14 protein-coding genes are annotated in these 18,781 nt (G+C 57.3%); 8 read left to right on the forward strand and 6 right to left on the reverse strand.

Going from position 1 to position 18,781, the window contains the following annotated elements:
* Positions 1-46: 46 nt before the first annotated feature.
* Both IM294_RS02860 and ansP read left to right on the forward strand, forming a co-directional pair.
* Positions 47-934: a LysR family transcriptional regulator gene (locus IM294_RS02860; RefSeq protein WP_045260620.1), complete on the forward strand. Its 888-nt coding sequence runs from the start codon at positions 47-49 to the stop codon at positions 932-934.
* A 331-nt stretch (positions 935-1,265) separates the two neighbouring features.
* Positions 1,266-2,762 (forward strand): L-asparagine permease, encoded by a 1,497-nt coding sequence (gene ansP, locus IM294_RS02865; protein ID WP_028013287.1) that lies wholly within the window; start codon positions 1,266-1,268, stop codon positions 2,760-2,762.
* Positions 2,763-2,813: 51 nt separating this feature from the next.
* On the opposite strand, the gene IM294_RS02870 is transcribed toward ansP, so the two are convergent.
* Positions 2,814-3,875 carry a YncE family protein gene (locus tag IM294_RS02870; RefSeq protein ID WP_126818131.1) on the reverse strand — a complete coding sequence of 354 codons (1,062 nt, stop codon included), beginning with the start codon at positions 3,873-3,875 and terminating at the stop codon, positions 2,814-2,816.
* A 243-nt stretch (positions 3,876-4,118) separates the two neighbouring features.
* On the opposite strand from IM294_RS02870, the gene pqqU reads away from it, so the two are divergent.
* A complete protein-coding gene (pqqU, locus tag IM294_RS02875) occupies positions 4,119-6,233 on the forward strand; it encodes a TonB-dependent receptor PqqU (protein WP_126818132.1) in 2,115 nt (704 codons plus the stop codon).
* A gap of 119 nt (positions 6,234-6,352) precedes the next feature.
* Here the strand turns inward: pqqU and IM294_RS02880 are convergent, their stop codons facing one another.
* The 3 genes from IM294_RS02880 to IM294_RS02890 form a co-directional block, all read right to left on the reverse strand.
* On the reverse strand, positions 6,353-7,021 hold the full coding sequence (locus IM294_RS02880) for a GntR family transcriptional regulator (protein WP_028013290.1): 669 nt from the start codon (positions 7,019-7,021) through the stop codon (positions 6,353-6,355).
* Positions 7,022-7,276: 255 nt separating this feature from the next.
* A complete protein-coding gene (locus IM294_RS02885) occupies positions 7,277-8,317 on the reverse strand; it encodes an NADP-dependent oxidoreductase (protein WP_049136469.1) in 1,041 nt (346 codons plus the stop codon).
* A 65-nt stretch (positions 8,318-8,382) separates the two neighbouring features.
* A complete protein-coding gene (locus IM294_RS02890) occupies positions 8,383-8,958 on the reverse strand; it encodes an XRE family transcriptional regulator (RefSeq protein WP_028013292.1) in 576 nt (191 codons plus the stop codon).
* A 135-nt stretch (positions 8,959-9,093) separates the two neighbouring features.
* On the opposite strand from IM294_RS02890, the gene IM294_RS02895 reads away from it, so the two are divergent.
* Together IM294_RS02895 and IM294_RS02900 are read left to right on the forward strand one after the other, a co-directional pair.
* Entirely contained in the window at positions 9,094-9,612 is a 519-nt protein-coding gene (locus IM294_RS02895) for a GNAT family N-acetyltransferase (RefSeq protein WP_045260624.1), read from the forward strand.
* Positions 9,609-10,058: a DMT family transporter gene (locus IM294_RS02900; RefSeq protein ID WP_028013294.1), complete on the forward strand. Its 450-nt coding sequence runs from the start codon at positions 9,609-9,611 to the stop codon at positions 10,056-10,058. Before IM294_RS02895 ends, IM294_RS02900 begins: the two co-directional genes overlap by 4 nt.
* Here the strand turns inward: IM294_RS02900 and IM294_RS02905 are convergent, their stop codons facing one another.
* On the reverse strand, positions 10,059-10,292 hold the full coding sequence (locus IM294_RS02905) for a YdcY family protein (RefSeq protein ID WP_049136473.1): 234 nt from the start codon (positions 10,290-10,292) through the stop codon (positions 10,059-10,061).
* A 55-nt stretch (positions 10,293-10,347) separates the two neighbouring features.
* Complete coding sequence (locus IM294_RS02910; protein ID WP_126818133.1) at positions 10,348-11,946, reverse strand: ABC transporter substrate-binding protein; 1,599 nt, start codon at positions 11,944-11,946, stop codon at positions 10,348-10,350.
* Positions 11,947-12,229: 283 nt separating this feature from the next.
* On the opposite strand from IM294_RS02910, the gene IM294_RS02915 reads away from it, so the two are divergent.
* The 3 genes from IM294_RS02915 to IM294_RS02925 are packed head-to-tail and all read left to right on the forward strand — an operon-like array spanning position 12,230 to position 18,727.
* Positions 12,230-13,570, forward strand: coding sequence for an SrfA family protein (locus IM294_RS02915; protein ID WP_126818134.1), 1,341 nt, complete (start codon positions 12,230-12,232; stop codon positions 13,568-13,570).
* Between the two features lie 4 nt (positions 13,571-13,574).
* The gene (locus IM294_RS02920; protein WP_193360299.1) at positions 13,575-16,556 is read left to right on the forward strand and encodes a virulence factor SrfB; all 2,982 of its coding nucleotides are present in this window, start codon (positions 13,575-13,577) and stop codon (positions 16,554-16,556) included.
* The gene (locus IM294_RS02925) at positions 16,553-18,727 is read left to right on the forward strand and encodes a virulence factor SrfC family protein (RefSeq protein WP_126818136.1); all 2,175 of its coding nucleotides are present in this window, start codon (positions 16,553-16,555) and stop codon (positions 18,725-18,727) included. The genes IM294_RS02920 and IM294_RS02925 overlap by 4 nt, the downstream gene beginning before the upstream one ends.
* Positions 18,728-18,781: the final 54 nt, after the last annotated feature.

The raw sequence follows: 18,781 nt of genomic DNA on the forward strand, positions 1-18,781 counted from the left end.
CATAATGAGATAGAACACATGACTGAAATTCATAAATAGAACCGCAATGCTAAAAGATAATTTCAACGACCTGCTCTCCTTTATGGTAGTGGCCCGCGAGCGCAGCTTTACGCGCGCAGCGGCGCAGCTGGGCGTCTCGCAATCGGCACTGAGTCATGCGATGCGCAAGCTTGAAGCGCGATTAGACGTTCGCCTGTTAACCCGCACAACCCGCAGCGTGGTTCCGACACCCGCGGGTGAGCAGCTCTTTTCGCGCCTCAGCCCGCATCTGCAGGAGATCGAACAGGAACTCACGGCGCTTTGCAGCACCCGCGACAAACCCGCAGGCGCTATCCGCATCGTCGCCGGCGAGCACGCGATGGACGCCGTGCTCTGGCCGGCACTGAAGGCTTTTATGCTGCAGTATCCTGAAATCAACGTCGAAGTGACGGTCGACAACGGCCTGACAGATATCGTCGATGGCCGCTTCGACGCGGGGGTACGCCTGGGTGAACAGGTGGCAAAAGATATGATTGCGGTGCGGATAGCGCCGGACATGCGCATGGCGGTCGTCGGCTCCCCGGATTACCTGGCTCGTTTTGGCGTGCCGCTCGTGCCGGAGCAGCTGGGTGAACACCGCTGTATCAATCTCCGCCTGCCCACCCGAGGGGCAGTGTATGACTGGGAGTTTGAGCGCGACGGGCGCGAGCTTCGGGTGCGGGTTGAAGGACAGCTTACACTGAGTAATCTGTCGCAGCGCATCGACGCGGCGGAGAGTGGCCTCGGATTAGCCTACGTGCCCGAGTCCTCGGTCCTGGACGCCCTTCAGTACGGACGGCTCGTCAGGGTCCTTGAGTCCTGGTGCCCCACGTTTGAAGGATATCACCTCTATTATCCAAGCCGTCGACAGCACACAACCGCGTTCAGGTTGCTTCTCGATGCCCTGCGGCAGTAAAAATTTATACCATCTGGTAATAATTAAGGGAATCTGATGATTAAATAAACAACGTCGCGATTGTTTTGACTAAAAACTCACCACGATTCAGCGCGTTGTAAACCTTGTCTGCTCTGACCACACGATTTCCTTCGACGTGCATCACTTTCGGCACGGTTATATTTTGCGTCGCTTATCAATTGCAGGTAGGATGCCTCGCCATGTTTCGCCTTATCCATACGCAGAATGACTGGGAAGGCGGCATGTGTTTGCGCAGAAGCAATCGTTTGTATTGCGCTCTGCCAGGCAGGACTATCACGATAATGGTTCAGACAGGCAAACAGGTAACTCAATGAAAACAAGCAATAAAAGCGCAGCCGATCATCACGCTGCGAAACGTCGCTGGTTGAACTCCCACGAAGAGGGCTACCACAAAGCGATGGGCAACCGTCAGGTTCAAATGATCGCCATCGGCGGCGCTATCGGAACGGGTCTGTTTTTAGGTGCTGGCGCGCGTCTGCAGATGGCGGGCCCGGCTCTCGCCCTGGTCTATCTGGTGTGCGGGATCTTCTCTTTCTTCATTCTTCGCGCGCTGGGTGAACTGGTACTGCATCGCCCTTCCAGCGGAAGCTTCGTCTCTTACGCCCGAGAATTCCTCGGTGAAAAAGCCGCCTACGTGGCAGGCTGGATGTACTTCGTCAACTGGGCGATGACCGGTATCGTCGATATCACCGCCGTTGCGCTGTATATGCACTACTGGGGCGCGTTCGGTGATGTGCCGCAGTGGGTCTTTGCCCTTGGCGCGCTGGCGATCGTCGGCACCATGAACATGATCGGCGTGAAGTGGTTCGCCGAGATGGAGTTCTGGTTTGCGCTGGTCAAAGTGCTCGCCATTGTGATTTTCCTGGTGGTCGGTACCGTCTTCCTCGGCAGCGGCAAGCCGCTGGATGGCAATGCTACCGGCTTCCACCTGATAACCGATAACGGCGGTTTCTTCCCGCACGGTCTGCTGCCTGCGCTGGTGCTGGTTCAGGGCGTGGTGTTTGCCTTTGCCTCTATTGAGCTGGTCGGTACCGCTGCGGGCGAATGTAAAGACCCACAAACGATGGTGCCAAAAGCCATTAACAGCGTGATCTGGCGTATCGGTCTGTTCTACGTCGGCTCCGTGGTGCTGCTGGTTCTGCTGCTGCCGTGGAACGCCTATCAGGCCGGCCAGAGCCCGTTCGTCACCTTCTTCTCGAAGCTCGGCGTGCCTTACGTGGGCAGTATCATGAACATCGTGGTGCTGACGGCGGCGCTCTCCAGCCTGAACTCCGGTCTTTACTCTACCGGGCGTATCCTGCGCTCCATGTCGATGGGCGGTTCAGCGCCGAAGTTCATGTCGAAGATGAGCAAGCAGCACGTGCCTTACGCGGGCATTCTGGCCACGCTGGTGGTGTACGTCTTCGGCGTTTTCCTGAACTATCTGGTGCCGTCTCAGGTTTTCGAAATCGTTCTGAACGTGGCCGCACTCGGCATTATCGCTTCCTGGGCCTTTATCGTGGTCTGCCAGATGCGTCTGCGTAAAGCCATTAAAGAAGGCAAAGCCGCAGATATCAGCTTCAAGCTGCCGGGCGCGCCGGTGACCTCCTGGCTCACCCTGCTCTTCCTGTTCAGCGTGCTGGTGCTGATGGCGTTCGACTACCCGAACGGCACCTATACCATCGCCACCATCCCGCTGCTGGCCGTGCTGCTGATCGCTGGCTGGTTCGGCGTGCGTAAGCGCGTTCACGAAATTCACAGCACCGCGCCGGTTCATCCAGACGATGAAAAACACGACGCGCCGCTGGTGGAAGAGACCTCGCGTTAAGCATCAAACAGGCATTAAAAAGGGAAGGCATATGCCTTCCCTTTTTTTATATTACAGCGCGATACGAATCACATCGTCAGGCTGGGTCGCTTCCTGCTGGCGGGTAGATTTTTGCTTCACCGTCACGTAAAGCGTTTTGCCATCCGCAGAGAGCGCCAGGCTGTTCGGGTAGACCGGCGTATCGAACGTTTTCGTCACTTTGTAGGTCTTCGCGTCAATCACGCTCACCTTGCCGGCCTCACGGTGCGTCACGTAGGCTTCATTGCGAGCCGGGTTAAACAGAACGGCCAGGGATTCAGGCGCGGCGATTTTCTCGATCACGCTGCCGTCTTTCAGGCTCACCGCCAGCACTTCCGGCTGTTTTGAATCGGTCAGGAACGCGCGCTGACCGGCGGTGTCCAGGCTCAGATTCAGATAGAAGTGCTCTTTTCCGTCGTCCTGCACTTTTTTGCGGCTCAGGATTTTGTTGGTGGCGGTATCAATGGTGACCAGTTCACCGTCTGCATTGGTGGTGTACAGGCGTTTCGCCTTTGCATCCAGCGCCAGACCGGTACTGTATGTGCCGGTGTTGGCAATGGTCTCTTTCAGCTTCAGCGTTGCGCCATCCACGACCCAAATCACGCTCTCTTTGCCGACACCGGTGATGTAAATCGTGTTGCTCGCGTCATCCGTCACCAGCTGGCGCGGCTGCAGCGGCTTGACGGTTTCACTGCGCTGGCGGCTATCAAGCACCAGTCGCCCTTTCACGTCGCCCGTTTTCGCATCAATGGCCGTCACCGCGCCGTTGATCGTATTACCCAGCCACAGGGTTTGCGTCGCGCCGTCGAGGGTGGCGCCAAACGGTTTGAGATCGCTATGAATGGCCTGCGTCACCTCCAGCGTAGCAGGATCGAGGCGATAGATAACGCCACCCTTGTCGAGTTTACGGCTTTGCGACGTCGCAACCCACAGCGCGTTCTCCTGCTGGCTGACCGCCATTTCATAGGCACCTTTACCCACCGCTTTACGCAGCATCTCTTCGGCGGCATGCGCCTGGAAGGTTCCGGCAAACAGTAAAGCGGCAGACAGCAGAGACGTACTCAGGCGTGGCGAGCACAGATGGCGTAAAGACATAACAATTCCTTTTTTGAAAATTGGGGGTACTGCTGACATCGCTTCCGGCTGGCAACGTCATGGCATTGCCGTTTTGATAATGAGAATAGTAATCATTAATAAGTTAAAAGTGGAGTTTTTCTTTTCCCTATTGCCTTTCATTAACGCAATGTGCGGTTATAGTTTTCAAAACATTTACAAAACCTTTAACATATATGGACATGTTCCATTTGGTTCGTTTATACATCACAACCGGTTTTACTCATGAAAATCATATCTGCCCGTAAGGCATCTCTCCCGCTGCTGCTGGTTCCCGTTGTTTTTGCGCCTCTAAGCGCGATGAGCGCAGAGGAACAGACCATGATCGTCAGCGCCACGCCGCAAACCGTATCAGAGCTTGATACTCCGGCGGCGGTCAGCGTCGTGAATGGCGAGGATATGCGCCACGCTGCGCCGCGCATTAATCTCTCCGAATCGCTTGGCAGCGTTCCGGGACTACAGATTCAGAACCGTCAGAACTATGCTCAGGATCTCCAGCTTTCGATGCGCGGGTTTGGTGCTCGCTCAACGTTTGGCGTGCGCGGCATTCGCATGTACGTCGACGGTATTCCAGCCACCATGCCGGACGGACAGGGCCAGACCTCCAACATCGATCTCTCCAGCATTGACAGCGTTGAGGTGCTGCGCGGTCCCTTCTCCGCCCTGTATGGCAACGCCTCTGGCGGCGTGATTAACATCAATACGCAAACCGGGCAGCAGCCGCCGACCATCGAGGCAAGCAGCTATTACGGCAGTTACGGGACATGGCGCTACGGCATGAAAGCCACCGGCGCAATGGGCGATGGCACCCATTCCGGGGACGTGGATTACACCGTATCCACCACCCGCTTCACCACTAAAGGCTACCGCGACCACAGCGGCGCGCGGAAGAATCTCGCTAATGCCAAACTGGGCGTACGCATTGACGATGCCAGCAAGCTGACGCTGATTTTTAACAGCGTGGATATGAAAGCCAACGATCCGGGCGGGCTGAGCTATCAGGAGTGGCAGGATAACCCGCGTCAGTCCCCGCGCGGCGATCAGTACAACACGCGCAAGACCATCAAGCAGACTCAGGCGGGGCTGCGCTACGACCGCCAGCTTAGCGCTCAGGACGATCTCAGCGTGATGATGTACGCCGGCGAGCGTGAAATGACCCAGTACCAGTCGATTCCCTACCAGCCGCAGCTGAGGCCTTCTCACTCCGGCGGCGTGATCGATATGCAGCGTCATTATCAGGGGGTTGATACCCGCTGGACGCACCGCGGCGAGCTGCTGGTGCCGGTCACCTTCACCACCGGTCTGAACTATGAAAACATGAGTGAAGATCGTCGCGGGTACGAGAACTTTGTGATGAATAACGGCGTGCCGGATTACGGCGTGAAGGGTGATAAACGCCGGAACGAACGTAACCTGATGTGGAACGTCGACCCTTACCTGCAGACCAGCTGGCAGCTGACGCAGAAACTGTCCGTTGATGCGGGCGTGCGTTATAGCTCGGTCTGGTTTGATTCTAACGACCATTACGTTACGCCGGGCAACGGCGACGACAGCGGTGACGCGAGCTATCACAAGTGGCTCCCGGCGGGCTCCGTGAAGTATGCGGTGACGGACGCGTGGAACCTCTACGCTGCCGCAGGGCGTGGGTTCGAAACGCCAACCATCAACGAGCTTTCGTATCGCGCCGATAACCAGGGCGGCCTGAATATCGGCCTGCAGCCTTCCACGAACAACACGTATGAGGTGGGCAGCAAAACCCGCATTGGCAATGGCCTGCTGACGGCAGCGCTGTTCCGCACCGATACGGATGACGAGATCGTGGTGGATGCCAGCTCTGGTGGCCGCACAAGCTATAAAAATGCCGGAAAGACCCGCCGTCAGGGAGTTGAAGTGTCTCTCGATCAGCAGTTTGCCGAGAACTGGAAGCTGAAAATGGCGTGGACCTACCTTGATGCCACCTACCGAACCAACGTCTGCGGCGACGCGGACTGTAACGGCAATCGTATGCCTGGCATTGCCCGCAATATGGGCTATGCGTCGTTTGGCTGGCAGCCTGAAGAAGGCTGGTACGCGGGCTCGGACGTGCGCTACATGAGCGATATCATGGCCGACGACGAGAACACGGCGAAAGCGCCATCGTACACGGTGGTCGGGCTGAATACCGGGTATAAATTCAACTACGGCAACTGGGGAATGGACGTCTTTGGCCGCGTAGATAACCTGTTCGACAAAGAGTACGTTGGCTCGGTTATTGTCAACGAATCCAACGGGCGTTATTACGAGCCAGCGCCTGGCCGTAACTACGGTGTGGGTCTGTCGGTGTCTTATCGATTCGAGTAACAAATAAGTAAAGTTTATTTTATACCGAAAATAACGATCCTGATGGCAAAATGCCATCAGGAGTTATTCACCAGATAAATAAATAGACGCGGTATATAGTCGCTCTGTTAAATTATCTCTCAGTTAAAATATTGTCGCTGTAAAAGCGTATTCGCTTCATCAATCGATTTTTCAATCGCCTTCTGGCTGGCGTCGACATCCCGGCGTTCCAGGGCTGAAAGCAGTTCGTCATAGTGATACGTCGCTTCCTTAATGTCATTAAGCTCCTGGTGCAGATAGTTAATGCAAGGCCCGATGCGCACCCAAAGCTGTTCAATTAATGCATTCAGCGTGGGCATTTCCGCGTACTGATAAAGCGTAAAGCGGAAGATGCGATTTGCCTGCAATGCCTGCTGAACGTTCCCGTTGCGCATGGCCTCATGAAACGCTTCCGACAATTTGCGCAACGTCTCGATCTTTTGGTCAGACATATTCTGACAGGCTGCGGCAACCGCCATGGGTTCAAGCTGCTTGCGAATAGCGTTGATTTCGTTATAACGGTCCAGCGTCACCTCCGGCACCAGAAATGCCTGTGCCGGCGTGGCATGTAATGCCCCTGCTGACACCAGACGCAGTAGCGCCTCGCGCACTGGGGTAATGCTGGTTCCTAATTTATCGGCGATCTCTTTCGTAATCAGTCGTGCACCCGGTTTAAGGGAGCCTGTAATTAACGCTCCTTTCAAACTGAGTTCAACTTGCATGGTAAGACTGATCCTTTGGGCTTTTTCTAAGTGATCCAAATCAAGCATGTTCAATTCCTGTAGCTAAAACTTAATGCTATTTTTAAACGCCAGTTTTAATAAAACGACGCTGGTCCGATATATCCTGTATCGTCATGCCTGGTGGTGGGAAGTACGTAAAACAGCAAAAAATGCAAAATGTGTTTTTTTTATCGGTTTCGGGCTCATCCGGGATGATGGCGCGAAAAGCCATGTCCGTTAATTAAAGACAATATATCGTATCTTCACAAATAAATATGGCGGGAAACCCCGCCATAGTGCCTTTTATTTATTGTCACCCGCGACGCGAATCACGACTTTACCGAAGTTTTTTCCTTCCAGCAGGCCAATCAGCGCTTCAGGCGCGTTTTCCAGCCCGTCCGTCACCTGTTCACGATAGTGAATTTTACCCTCCTGCACCCAGCGCCCCATCTCTTCCTGAAACTCATGAATGCGGTGGCCGTAGTCCTGGGCAATGATAAAGCCCTGCATCCGGATGCGTTTCTTCAGAATAGTGCCCATCAGAAGCGGCAAACGGTCTGGCCCCTCAGGCAAGCCCGTAGCATTGTAGCCGCTCACCAGGCCACACACCGGCACGCGCGCGGAGGTATTCAGCAGCGGCAGCACGGCGTCAAATACTTTCCCGCCGACGTTTTCAAAGTAGACATCAATGCCTTTCGGGCAGGCGCGTTTCAGCTGCTCAGCGAAATCCGCCGCGTGGTGATCGAGACACACGTCAAATCCAAGAACCTCAACGGCGTGGCGGCATTTTTCTGCCCCACCGGCTACCCCGACCACGCGGCAGCCTTTAATTTTACCGATCTGCCCGACGGTCGCCCCAACCGGGCCCGTCGCGGCGGCGACCACCAGCGTTTCACCCGCTTGCGGTTGTCCGATATCCAGCAACCCCATATAGGCGGTAAAGCCCGGCATCCCAAGAATGCCCAGCGCCCAGGAGGGATGGGTGGGATTATCGCCCAGCTTGACCAGGCCGCTGCCGTCCGAAAGCGCGTACTCCTGCCAGCCGCTGTAGCTCAGCACCCATTCACCCGCTTTAAAGTCGGGGTGGTTTGACTGCTCAACGCGGCTAACTGTTCCCCCTACCATCACCGCACCAATCTCAACCGGCGGAGAATAGGATGGCGCATCGCTCATGCGGCCCCGCATGTAAGGGTCCAGCGACAGCCATACGGTGCGAAGCAGCAGTTGCCCCGCCTGAGGTGCAGGAACGGGCTGCTCTTCCAGACGAAAATTCTCCGCCACCGGCGCGCCCTGTGGGCGAGAGGCCAGCACCCAGCGGCGGTTTTGCGAAACAGATTGATTCATCGGATTCTCCTTCTGGTACAAATGTCATTACAGCCTGGCTCACGATCGGCATTATCGCCTTAACATTACGAGGCAGACTGGTTAAGCCGGACCACAAGATAGATGCAGGTTTCGTTCGTCTCGTTGATAAAACGGCAGTCGTTTGGCGGCCCCAGCTCCAGACAGTCTCCGGCCTTCATCTCGTGGCGAGTATCGCCCTCCTGAAATACCAGCTCGCCGGACTGCAGCCAGATCAGCTGCCGCGCGAGCGCGTAGGAGGACGCCGGCATCGGGACGTCGCTCCCCGCGGGCAGCTCAATCTGAACGAGGTCGATAGGCAGATCGGTACGGGGAGAAACGTGGCGACGAAGGTAGTGGGTTTGCGGATCGCGCCAGACGGGCTGGTTCGCCAGGCGCAGGAGTTTTCCCTCCTGCATCTCGGCTCTGGCTATCAGGGTCGACATGCTGATCCCAAACGCGCCTGACAGACGGGCAAGCAAGGTTGCCGTCGGGCTGCTGTCGCCGCGCTCTATCTTGTGGATCATGGCGCGAGATACGCCTGCCCGCTCGGCCAGCTCGCTAAGAGACCAGCCGCGTGATTCACGTTCGAGGCGAATTCTGGCGCTAATACGCTGATTCATTGTGTCTGTTATTGTGTTCATAACATCATACTAAAGCGTATAAACGCCGTTTCAATGGGGCTCATAATCATTCTCACGTAGCGCTCTGACGATACAGTTGTGTAATATCATATCTATAGCGTAATACTATAGTAAACAACATACAGAGGTTTAATCATGATCGTTCGTCACGCCTGTAAAGAAGACTGCGCTGCGATAGGAGAGATCTATAACCATGCGGTGCTGCATACTGCCGCGATCTGGAACGATAAAACCGTTGATACCGATAACCGAATCGCCTGGTTCGAGGCCCGCACGCTTGCGGGTTACCCGGTTCTGGTGGCTGAGGAAAATGGTGTGGTTACCGGGTACGCCTCTTTCGGCGACTGGCGCGCCTTCGACGGCTTTCGTCACACGGTTGAGCATTCGGTGTATGTCCATCCGGAGCATCAGGGTAAAGGCATTGGCCGCACGTTAATGAAAGCGCTGATCAATGAGGCCCGCGCCATCGGCAAACACGTGATGGTGGCCGGCATTGAAGCGCAAAATAAGGCCTCGATTCACCTCCACGAAACGCTCGGTTTTGTGACCACGGGGCAGATGCCGCAGGTGGGAACCAAGTTTGGCCGCTGGCTGGACTTAACCTTTATGCAGCTGCAGCTGGACGAGCGCAGCGACCCGGACGCAATCCCATGAATCAGTCGCTGACGCTGGCGTTCCTGGTGGCGGCGGGGATCGGTCTGGTGGTGCAAAACACCTTAATGGTGCGTATCACCCAGTCCTCCTCCACCATTCTTATCGCAATGCTGCTGAACTCCCTGGTCGGCATTGTGCTGTTTGTCAGCATTCTGCTGCTGAAGCAGGGCTTCGCCGGGTTCAGTGAGCTGGCCGCAACGGTGCGCTGGTGGACGCTGATCCCGGGGCTCCTGGGGTCGTTTTTTGTGTTTGCCAGCATCAGCGGCTACCAGAACGTGGGCGCGGCAACGACCATCGCGGTGCTGGTCGCAAGCCAGTTGATTGGCGGGCTGGTCCTTGACGTGCTGAGAAGCCACGGCATTCCCCTGCGCGCGCTGATCGGCCCGGTATGCGGCGCGGTGATGCTGGTCGTCGGGGCCTGGCTGGTAGCGCGACGCCAGTTTTGATTACAGTATGGTGCCGCCCTTGGTCAGCTGTTCCTGGCGTGCGTCCATCTCCTCTTTGTGCTGCTTACCGTGGTGCGAAATCGCGGTACGCAGACGCTGCTGTTGGGCGTAACGGTCTTCACGGCTGAGATCGGCATCATCGCTCAATGCAATCAGCAGTTCGTTCATGTGGGCGATGACGCTCTCTTCGATGGCGGCATCCACGCGGGCGGTAACTTCGTTTAAATGTGACATTGTCACTCCTTGTTTTTGCCGGGTGGCGGCTTACGCCTTACCCGGCAATAAATGCTTAGTTCAGCTTCGCTTTAGAGAAATCGCTGCCCATCAGGCTCACGCTGTATCCGGTCACGTTGCTGCGGGTTGCAAAGAACGTTTTGCCGTTTGCCAGCGCGATCCACGGTGCCTGCTGGTAGAAAATCTCCTGCGCCTGGCCGTACAGTTTCGCACGCTCGGCCGGATCGCTGGTCAGCTTCGCTTTTTGCACCAGGGCATCATAACCCTTATCGCACCAGCGCGCGGCGTTTGATCCGGTTTTAATGCTGTTGCAGCCCAGCAGCACATCGGCGAAGTTGTCCGGGTCGCCGTTATCGGACATCCAGCCGAACAGCGCGGAGTCGTGCTCTCCTTTGCGCATCCCGGAGAGGTATTCGCCCCACTCGTAAGAGACGATTTTGGCCTTCACGCCGACTTTCGCCCAGTCGCTCTGGATCATCTCCGCGATACGACGCGAGTTAGGGTTATACGGACGCTGAACCGGCATTGACCACAGCGTGACCTCTGCGCCCTTCTCCAGCCCGGCCTGCTTCAGCAGCGCTTTTGCTTTATCAGGATCGTAGCTGTAGTCCTGCAGATCTTTATTAAAGCCCAGCATATTTGGCGGGATCGGCGATTTAGCCACCGTACCGGAGCCCATAAAGACCGCATTAACGATAGCCTTCTTGTCGGTCGCGTAGTTCAGCGCCTGACGCACCAGCACGTTATCGAACGGCTTTTTCTCGGTGTTAAACGCCAGATAGCCGACGTTCAGCGCATCGACAGAGTGCAGCGTCAGGTCTTTGTTCTTTTTAATCACGTCAAACTGAACCGGAGACGGCGCAGGAATAATCTGACACTCGTTGGTCTGCAATTTCGCCAGGCGGGTTTCCACGTTTGGCGTGATGGAGAAGATAAGATGTTTGGTCGGCACCTCGCCATCCCAGTAGTTCGGATTAGCGACGTAGCGGATCAGCGAGTCCACCTTGTACTGCTGGAGCACATAGGGCCCGGTGCCGATAGGCCAGGTGTCTACGTTCTCAGGCGTGCCTTTTTTCAGCATCACATCGGCGTATTCGGCGGAAAGGATCGACGCGAAATCCATTCCCCAGTCGGCCAGGAACGCGGCGTTGGGTTCACTCAGGGTGAACTGAACGTGATAATCGTCGACCTTTTTAACGTCCTGAATCAGCTTATCGAGCCCGACATCGTTGAAGTATTCGTAGTTGCCCTGGGACACATTATGGTACGGGTGCTTAGGGTCTTTCTGACGCATCACCGAGAAAATAACGTCATCGGCGTTAAAGTCGCGCGTCGGCTTGAAGTATTTGTTGCTGTTGAACTTCACCCCTTTGCGCAGGGCAAAGGTATAGGTCTTGCCGTCCGGTGAAATCGTCCAGGATTCCGCCAGTGACGGGACCGGGGTATTTTTCACCGGGTCGAAATTGATCAGGCGGTTGTACAGAACCTGAGAGCTGGCCACGAACGACGGGCCAGAGCTGGCGATTTGCGGGTTGAACGACTCTGGCGATGCCTCGGAGCAGTAAATAAGGGTGTCGTTATTTGCCGCACATGCGGCACCGGCTGGTAAAAGAGCGCTCAGCGCAAGGGCGAGCAGCGTTTTCCCTGTAGACATAGTTATAACCCTGACAGTTTTATTATATAGGTCAGTAATAACAGCACAGCCCTTATCACCTGGCAAATAACGAAACACTATCAGGTTATTCTAAAGCCGCGTTTTTTGCCGGTTTTGCCGCCAGTGCAGAAAAAGGTGATTTGCCTTAAGTGACTTTATTCGTCAAGCACAACCGTCACGATCTATGCCGCAAGAAATCGGCGCTTTTAGCGTCTCTTCCTCCGTTTGTTTGCTTCCTCGTTTCGTTAAAGTAACGGTGTGAAGAAGTATATGGGATCAAATCGTGGCAAAAACTCTTTTACGCAGCGGTAATCTGGATGATTTTCAGGCCGTTGGCGGCGGCGGACAGGCCGTTTTTGAATCAGCGTTACAAATCCGGGAAGCGCTTCGATTGCGCAAACAGCAGGCCATAGTGGACTGTCTGGCTATTCCTCAGGTCAACGACAGCGGCGACCGCGTGGACTGGTATTCCCCCGTTGAGGGAAGCGTCACCAGCTGGAAGGCGGCCAGTGAAGACGACCGCTACCGCGCCCTGCGCTATCTGGAAAACACGCTTGCCAGCGTTGAGTCGTTAAGCAAGAAATGCCTCCAGTCGCCCAAAACCGCGCAGCAGCTTTTCGGCTCGCTGCTGTCGAAAGCGTTTCAGTTTCCCGGCGAGAATTTTGTTTTCCTGGTCGCAGGAAAGCCGATTATTTGCTTCTGGGGTTTTGTAAACCTGAACGAAAATGCGCGTGACGATGTCCTCGACTGCCTGCGTGAAGCGTTGATCCCCGAGCCTGCCCCCGTTGTGATTGAAGAGCCCGAGCCAGAACCCGCGCCCGAACCGGCCATCACCTTTAAAAAAGCAGACGAGCCGCTGATTGCGCCCGTCACCGCCGTGCGTATTACGCCGGAAGAACTGTATGAGCCGGAACCCGCGCAGGTTGTTGCGCAACCCGCTCAGGAACCTGCGCCTGTTGCCGTCACGAAAAAACGTCGCGTTCCCCTGTGGACCCTGCCGGTTGCCGCCGTGATTGTGGCAGCCGTTGCCGCGCCGCTGCTGTGGCCAAAACAGGCCCCTTCGGCAGAGCCCGCTCCGGCACCGGCTCCTGAGCCCGTGGCTATTGCACCGCAGCCGATCAAAGCGGTAGAGCCGCTGGCTATGAATCTCCCCCTGCATCAGGCTGAGGTCGTCGCCAGTAAAGAAAAAGAACCCGCTCCTGCACCTGAAGCCGCACCGGTGGTAATTGTTCCGATCCCGAAAGATGCCATGGTGATGGAAGCCGGTCAGGTGAAAGCCGGGTCGACGCGCTTCCTGAACGGTACCTGGCGCGCGGTTCTCGACGTGAAAGATCCGGTCACCGGCAAGCCGCCCTCAATGCGCTATCAAATCCAGAACAATAAAGGTTTCGCCCGCGTCGTGCACGGCGACAACATTGTCTGCCGCGCGGAGATTTTCTCCGGGCTGCACAGCAATGGCGAGCTGATGATTAAAAGTCGCGGCAATGCCCGCTGCACCGACGGTTCCCGCTATCCGATGCCGGAAGTCGCCTGTAAAGCCGGGGCCAGCGATATCGCAGAATGTCGCGCTCGCTACGATGCCAACACCGTCGTCCCACTGACGTTCAAGAAAGCAGGTGCCTGATCCTATGCTGGTAAATCTTTGCGACTATAAACAAAGCGTCACGCTTATTGCCAACAGCGGCGTGCAGTTCCTGGATTTCGGCCTGACGCCGCAGGACACCGCCAGCAACGGACGCTTCGTACGTAAAACCGCGAACGGCCCCCTTTTGCGACTCGATTTCGACCTGGTGAACGGGCGCTATACCCTGCCGGGGACGAACGGCGGTCAGCCTGAAGTGGTTAAACCGGAAACCACCATTCCGCTGCATCAGTCCCTTGCCGTGCTGGACGGCGTCTGGCTTCCCGTGCCGTTCCTGCGCTTCAATCCACCGCGAACCTTTGTGGAAGGACCGGATAACTGGGCGCGCGTTCAGGTGCGCAAGCTCGAGAAGCCCGACACGGCAGGCAACTCGCACCGCGTCACCCTCGCGCTCGACAGCCAGATCGCGGAGCATGCCACTTCCGCCCTGTCGCCGGTTGAAAACGATATTCTGAATGGAACCCGCTTTGCGCTGGCGTGGCGCGACAGTGAGGTAGAAAGCTTCCTCGACCAGACCTGGATTGACGGCTGGCTGCGCGAGGCATTTACTCAGTATGCCGACGGCGTTGAAAACCGCTCTGAACGCGACCTGCAGCAGGCGATGCGCAGCTTCGAATACCAGGCCCACTGGCTCAACCTGCTGACCATGCTCGGTGAACAGCTCACCGTGCCGGAAGTGAAATTTGTCACCCATACGCTCAGCACGCCTGCCATTCCTGTCGACCTGATCCTCGACGTGGGCAACACCCACACCTGCGGCATCATTATCGAAGACCACGGTGATGCAAACGACGGGCTCCGGCAGACCGCCGAGCTGCAGGTTCGTTCGTTAAGCGAGCCGCAGTTCCTGAACGAGCCTCTCTTTACCAGCCGTCTTGAATTCTCCGAAGCGCGTTTTGGCAAACAGCACTTCTCGGTGGAAAGCGGTCGCGAAGATGCGTTTGTCTGGCCGTCGATTGTTCGCGTGGGCGATGAAGCCCGCAAGCTGGCGATGCAGCGCCTGGGAACCGAAGGTAACAGCGGCATCTCCAGCCCGCGCCGCTACCTGTGGGATGAAACGCCTGTCGTGCAGGACTGGCGCTTTAGCCAGATGAACGGCAAAACCCAGCGTGAACCGCTCGCCACGGCGTTTCCGCTGATGAACCTGATGAACGATGACGGTGAGCCGCTGTTTACGCTGCCGCAGGACGAGCGGCTGCCGGTCTTTTCGCCGCAGTACAGCCGCAGCACGCTGATGACGCACATGCTGTGCGAGCTGCTGGCGCAGGCGCTGGGCCAGATCAACAGCGTCGCCACCCGCCTGCGCCTGGGCTTCCCGGCCTCGCCGCGCCAGCTGCGCACCCTGATCCTGACCCTGCCCTCGGCCATGCCGAAGCAGGAGCGCGAGATTTTCCGTCGCCGCATGTTTGAAGCCATTGCCATCGTCTGGAAAGCGATGGGCTGGCACCCGCAGGATGAAGATTTTGCCACCCGCAAGCAGCAGGAAAAAAGCGTGGTGCCGGTCCCTGAGATTCAGATGGAGTGGGATGAAGCCAGCTGCGGTCAGTTGGTCTGGCTGTATAACGAAGCGATTTCCCGTTTTGGCGGCCAGACGGAAGCCTTTTTCGCCTCCCTCGCCCGCACGGATCGTGAACCTGAGCCAGGCGTGCAGCCGGGCCGCGCATTACGCGTCGCGTCTATCGACATCGGCGGTGGCACCACGGATATGGCAATAACCCACTACCAGCTTGATGACGGCTCCGGTAATAACGTCAAAATCACCCCGCAACTGCTGTTCCGCGAAGGGTTCAAGGTGGCGGGCGACGATACCCTGCTGGACGTGATTCAGCGCTATGTCCTGCCCGCCCTGCAAACGCAGCTGCAGAAATCCGGCATTGCGGACGCCTCACTGCTGATGGCGTCGCTGTTCGGCGACTCCGGGCGTATTGATACCCAGGCGGTACTGCGCCAGCAAACGGCGCTTCAGCTCTTTATGCCGATTGGCCACGCCATTCTTTCCGCGTGGGAAGCCAGCGATATTAACGATCCGCTGGCGGGCCTGCATGCCACCTTTGGCGAGCTCCTTGCGCAGAAACCAACCCGCAACGTGATGAACTATCTTCAGCAGGCAATCGATCATGCCCTGCCGGCGGGCTCAGAGGCGTTCGACCTGTTCGCCGTGCCGCTGCACGTGAACTTCCGCGAAATGCAGGATGCAATGCTGGCCGGTCAATTTACGCTGACCTCACCGCTCCACGCGGTGTGTGAAGCGATTTCCCATTACAGCTGCGATATTCTGCTGATCACCGGGCGCCCGGGCTGCCTGCCTGGCGTTCAGGCGCTGATTCGGCATCTACAGCCGGTGCCGGTCAACCGCATCGTCTGGCTGGATAAATATCAAGTTCACGAGTGGTATCCCTTCAGCCAGCAGGGGCGCATAGGCAACCCGAAATCGACCGCCGCGGTGGGGGCCATGCTCTGCAGCCTGGCGCTCGATCTGCGTCTGCCGCGCTTTAACTTTAAGGCCGCGGACATTGGCGCCTATTCCACCGTGCGCTATCTGGGCGTGCTGGATAACACCGTCAATACCCTGCGCGAGGAAAACGTCTGGTATCAGGATATCGATCTCGATAAACCCGGCGCGAAGCTTGACGCCCGTCTGCAATTCCCGCTGCGCGGTAACGTCACCCTCGGCTTCCGCCAGCTGGCGAACGCGCGCTGGCCCGCCACGCCGCTTTATACGCTCAGCATCAACTCGGCTGAACTGGCAAAAGCGATTGCCGGCGACGGCGTGCTGAACGTGCGGCTTAAGCTCTGCGGCGGCAGCAAATTAGAGGGCCCTGAGTCCTTCGAGCTCAGCGATGCCTGGCTGCAGGACGGCACGCCGGTTGCACCTGACGCGTTAACCTTCAAACTGAATACCCTGGCCGATCGCCGACACAGCGGTAGCCACTACTGGATCGACAGCGGGAGCGTATACCTGAAATGACAGCGACCACGACCACCACTCAGGCCTTAATCGGGTGGATTAATGAGACGCGCCTGACCGCCCCTGTGCTGGATAACGATGCTGATGCCCTGCTTGCTCGCATCAACGCGGCGCTGGCGCGGGAGCATGCCATTGAACGCGCCCTGACCCGCCGGAGCAGCATTGGGCTTTACGGCCATTCTCAAAGCGCCAAAGCGCACCTGCTACTGTCGCTGTGCGGCAGCGGTAACGGGCGCCTGAACGTGATGCCGGGCCAGCGCACCTTTGACTATTTTTCGCATATTAACCCAGGGCATGCCCTGACCAACATGGCCGTGCGCTTCACACGAGACACCCCGGAGGTAGCGGATGAGGCGTTTCCGCTGCGTCTGAGCCTGGTGACAGAGGCCGAACTGGTACAGCTGTTTATTGCCCGCACGACGCTGCACCCGCAGATGCGCGCGGTGGATAAGGCTGTCATTGAGACGCGTCTGGAGAAATGGCGTGGCCTTCGCCAGCCGCAGAGCGTGCCCGGCATCACGGCGCAGGATGTGGGTGCGATTTCGCGTTTCTGGCAAAGCACGGTACCCGCCGCGAGACAGCAAATTGATGACGCCCTGTGGCATGAGTTTGCCCAGCTGGTGCCATCGCTCGATCTCAGCACCCGCGCCAGCGTCTGGTCGCTGCTGTGGGGCGAGCAACAGGAGTTAACCCAGCAGTGGCTGAAGCTTGCCCACGTGCTGCATCAGACCAGCCATGCGAGCGAGCTGGCTGCGCCGCTGAGCCTGCTGGTGGACAGCTTTGGTCTGCCTGGTGAAGGGTTCCTGACGCACGGTACCTTAACCCAGCAGGAAACTCAGGAGACGCTGCTTCATCCGCTGAACAACGGTGAAATGCTCAACGCTATCAGCATCCCGGTCGACGTGCTTGCCTTCCTTACCCGCGAGCTGGTCTTGCCGGTTGAGAATGGCGCGCTGGATAACGTTGATATCATTGATATTCCGGTCTTTGAAGACGGCAGTGCCGATCCTTTAGTACAGGCTAAATGCCAGTGGCTGCTTGAACATTACCGCCAGCAGCTCCAGCCGGATGTGCTGGTTATCTGCAACGCGACAGCGCGGCACGAGCAGACGGCCCAAAAAGCAAAAGTGTTAATTAACTGGATTAAAGAGACCCAGCCTGCCGAGGAGTCTGCCCTGCCGGGGCTGGTGTGGGCGATCACACCGCATGACGCTCGTTTCACTACCCGACAGAATCTCGATGAAGCCGTACAGCATCTGCTGGGCAAGCCAGGCCTGCGCTGGGGAACTCTGCAGGCGCTGGACAGCCACAGCATGCAGCGCGTCATTGAGTGGTTGTCTCAGGCGACGCTCCCGGCACAGCGGCAGAAGCGTCTCGGCACGCTGAAAAACCTGCTGCGGCAGGAGATCGCGTCGCTGATGCAAAGCTATCTGGCGCCGCTGGTTGAGGAACCGGGTACACGACGTGCTCAGGCCGAAAACATGGTGCGCACGCTGCAAAGCAGCGCCGCCCGTCACGGCGAGCTGCTTGAGGGCCTGCTGCCGCCGCTGAAAGCCTTTGAAACGCTGCTCGCCGTTCAGCAGCCGCGCGAGGAGCAGGTGAACGGGCTGTTCACGGACACCATCGATCTGTTCGCCGATAACGCCCAGGAAAGCGCAGGACGATTCCAGACAAAAGACAAAGCGCGCCTGGAGCACAGAGTATGGATAAATCATCTGCGCCAGTGGAGCCGCAATGAAGCTACCGCCGCCCGTCTTGGTCTGGAGCCCGCGGTGCTGCAGCAAATCGCGGATGTGCTGGTGGTAACCAGCTACCGGCTTAATCTGCCGCAACAGCTTCAGCGCATTGTCGACGCGGATAAAAGCAGCGCGGCGCAGCTGCATGCGGTGATAGGGAATTTCGTTGGCTGGCTGGGTTACGACCAGACCCCGTCAGCAGAACGCCCCGCAAGCCGCATTCGCAAAGGTCAGGCAATCTTTGTTACGCCCGTCGTCAGCAGTGCCGCACCGCGCCTGACGCGTCTGGGGGAGCAGCCTGTTCATGCGGCCACCGCGTACGTTTATGACTGGCTGGTTGCCCTCTATAGCCGGGCAATCGAAAACATTGATTATCAGCACCCGCATGATGTTCAGCCTGACGCACGTCGGGCACTGCAGGCTTTAATCCTGTAGCGGCCTTTCTTGCCGGGTAGCGCTGCGCTTACCCGGCCTGTATTCCGCAACGAT

The organism is Enterobacter cloacae complex sp. P43RS (assembly GCF_014930585.1).
GTDB classification, from domain to species: Bacteria; Pseudomonadota; Gammaproteobacteria; order Enterobacterales; family Enterobacteriaceae; genus Enterobacter; species Enterobacter bugandensis.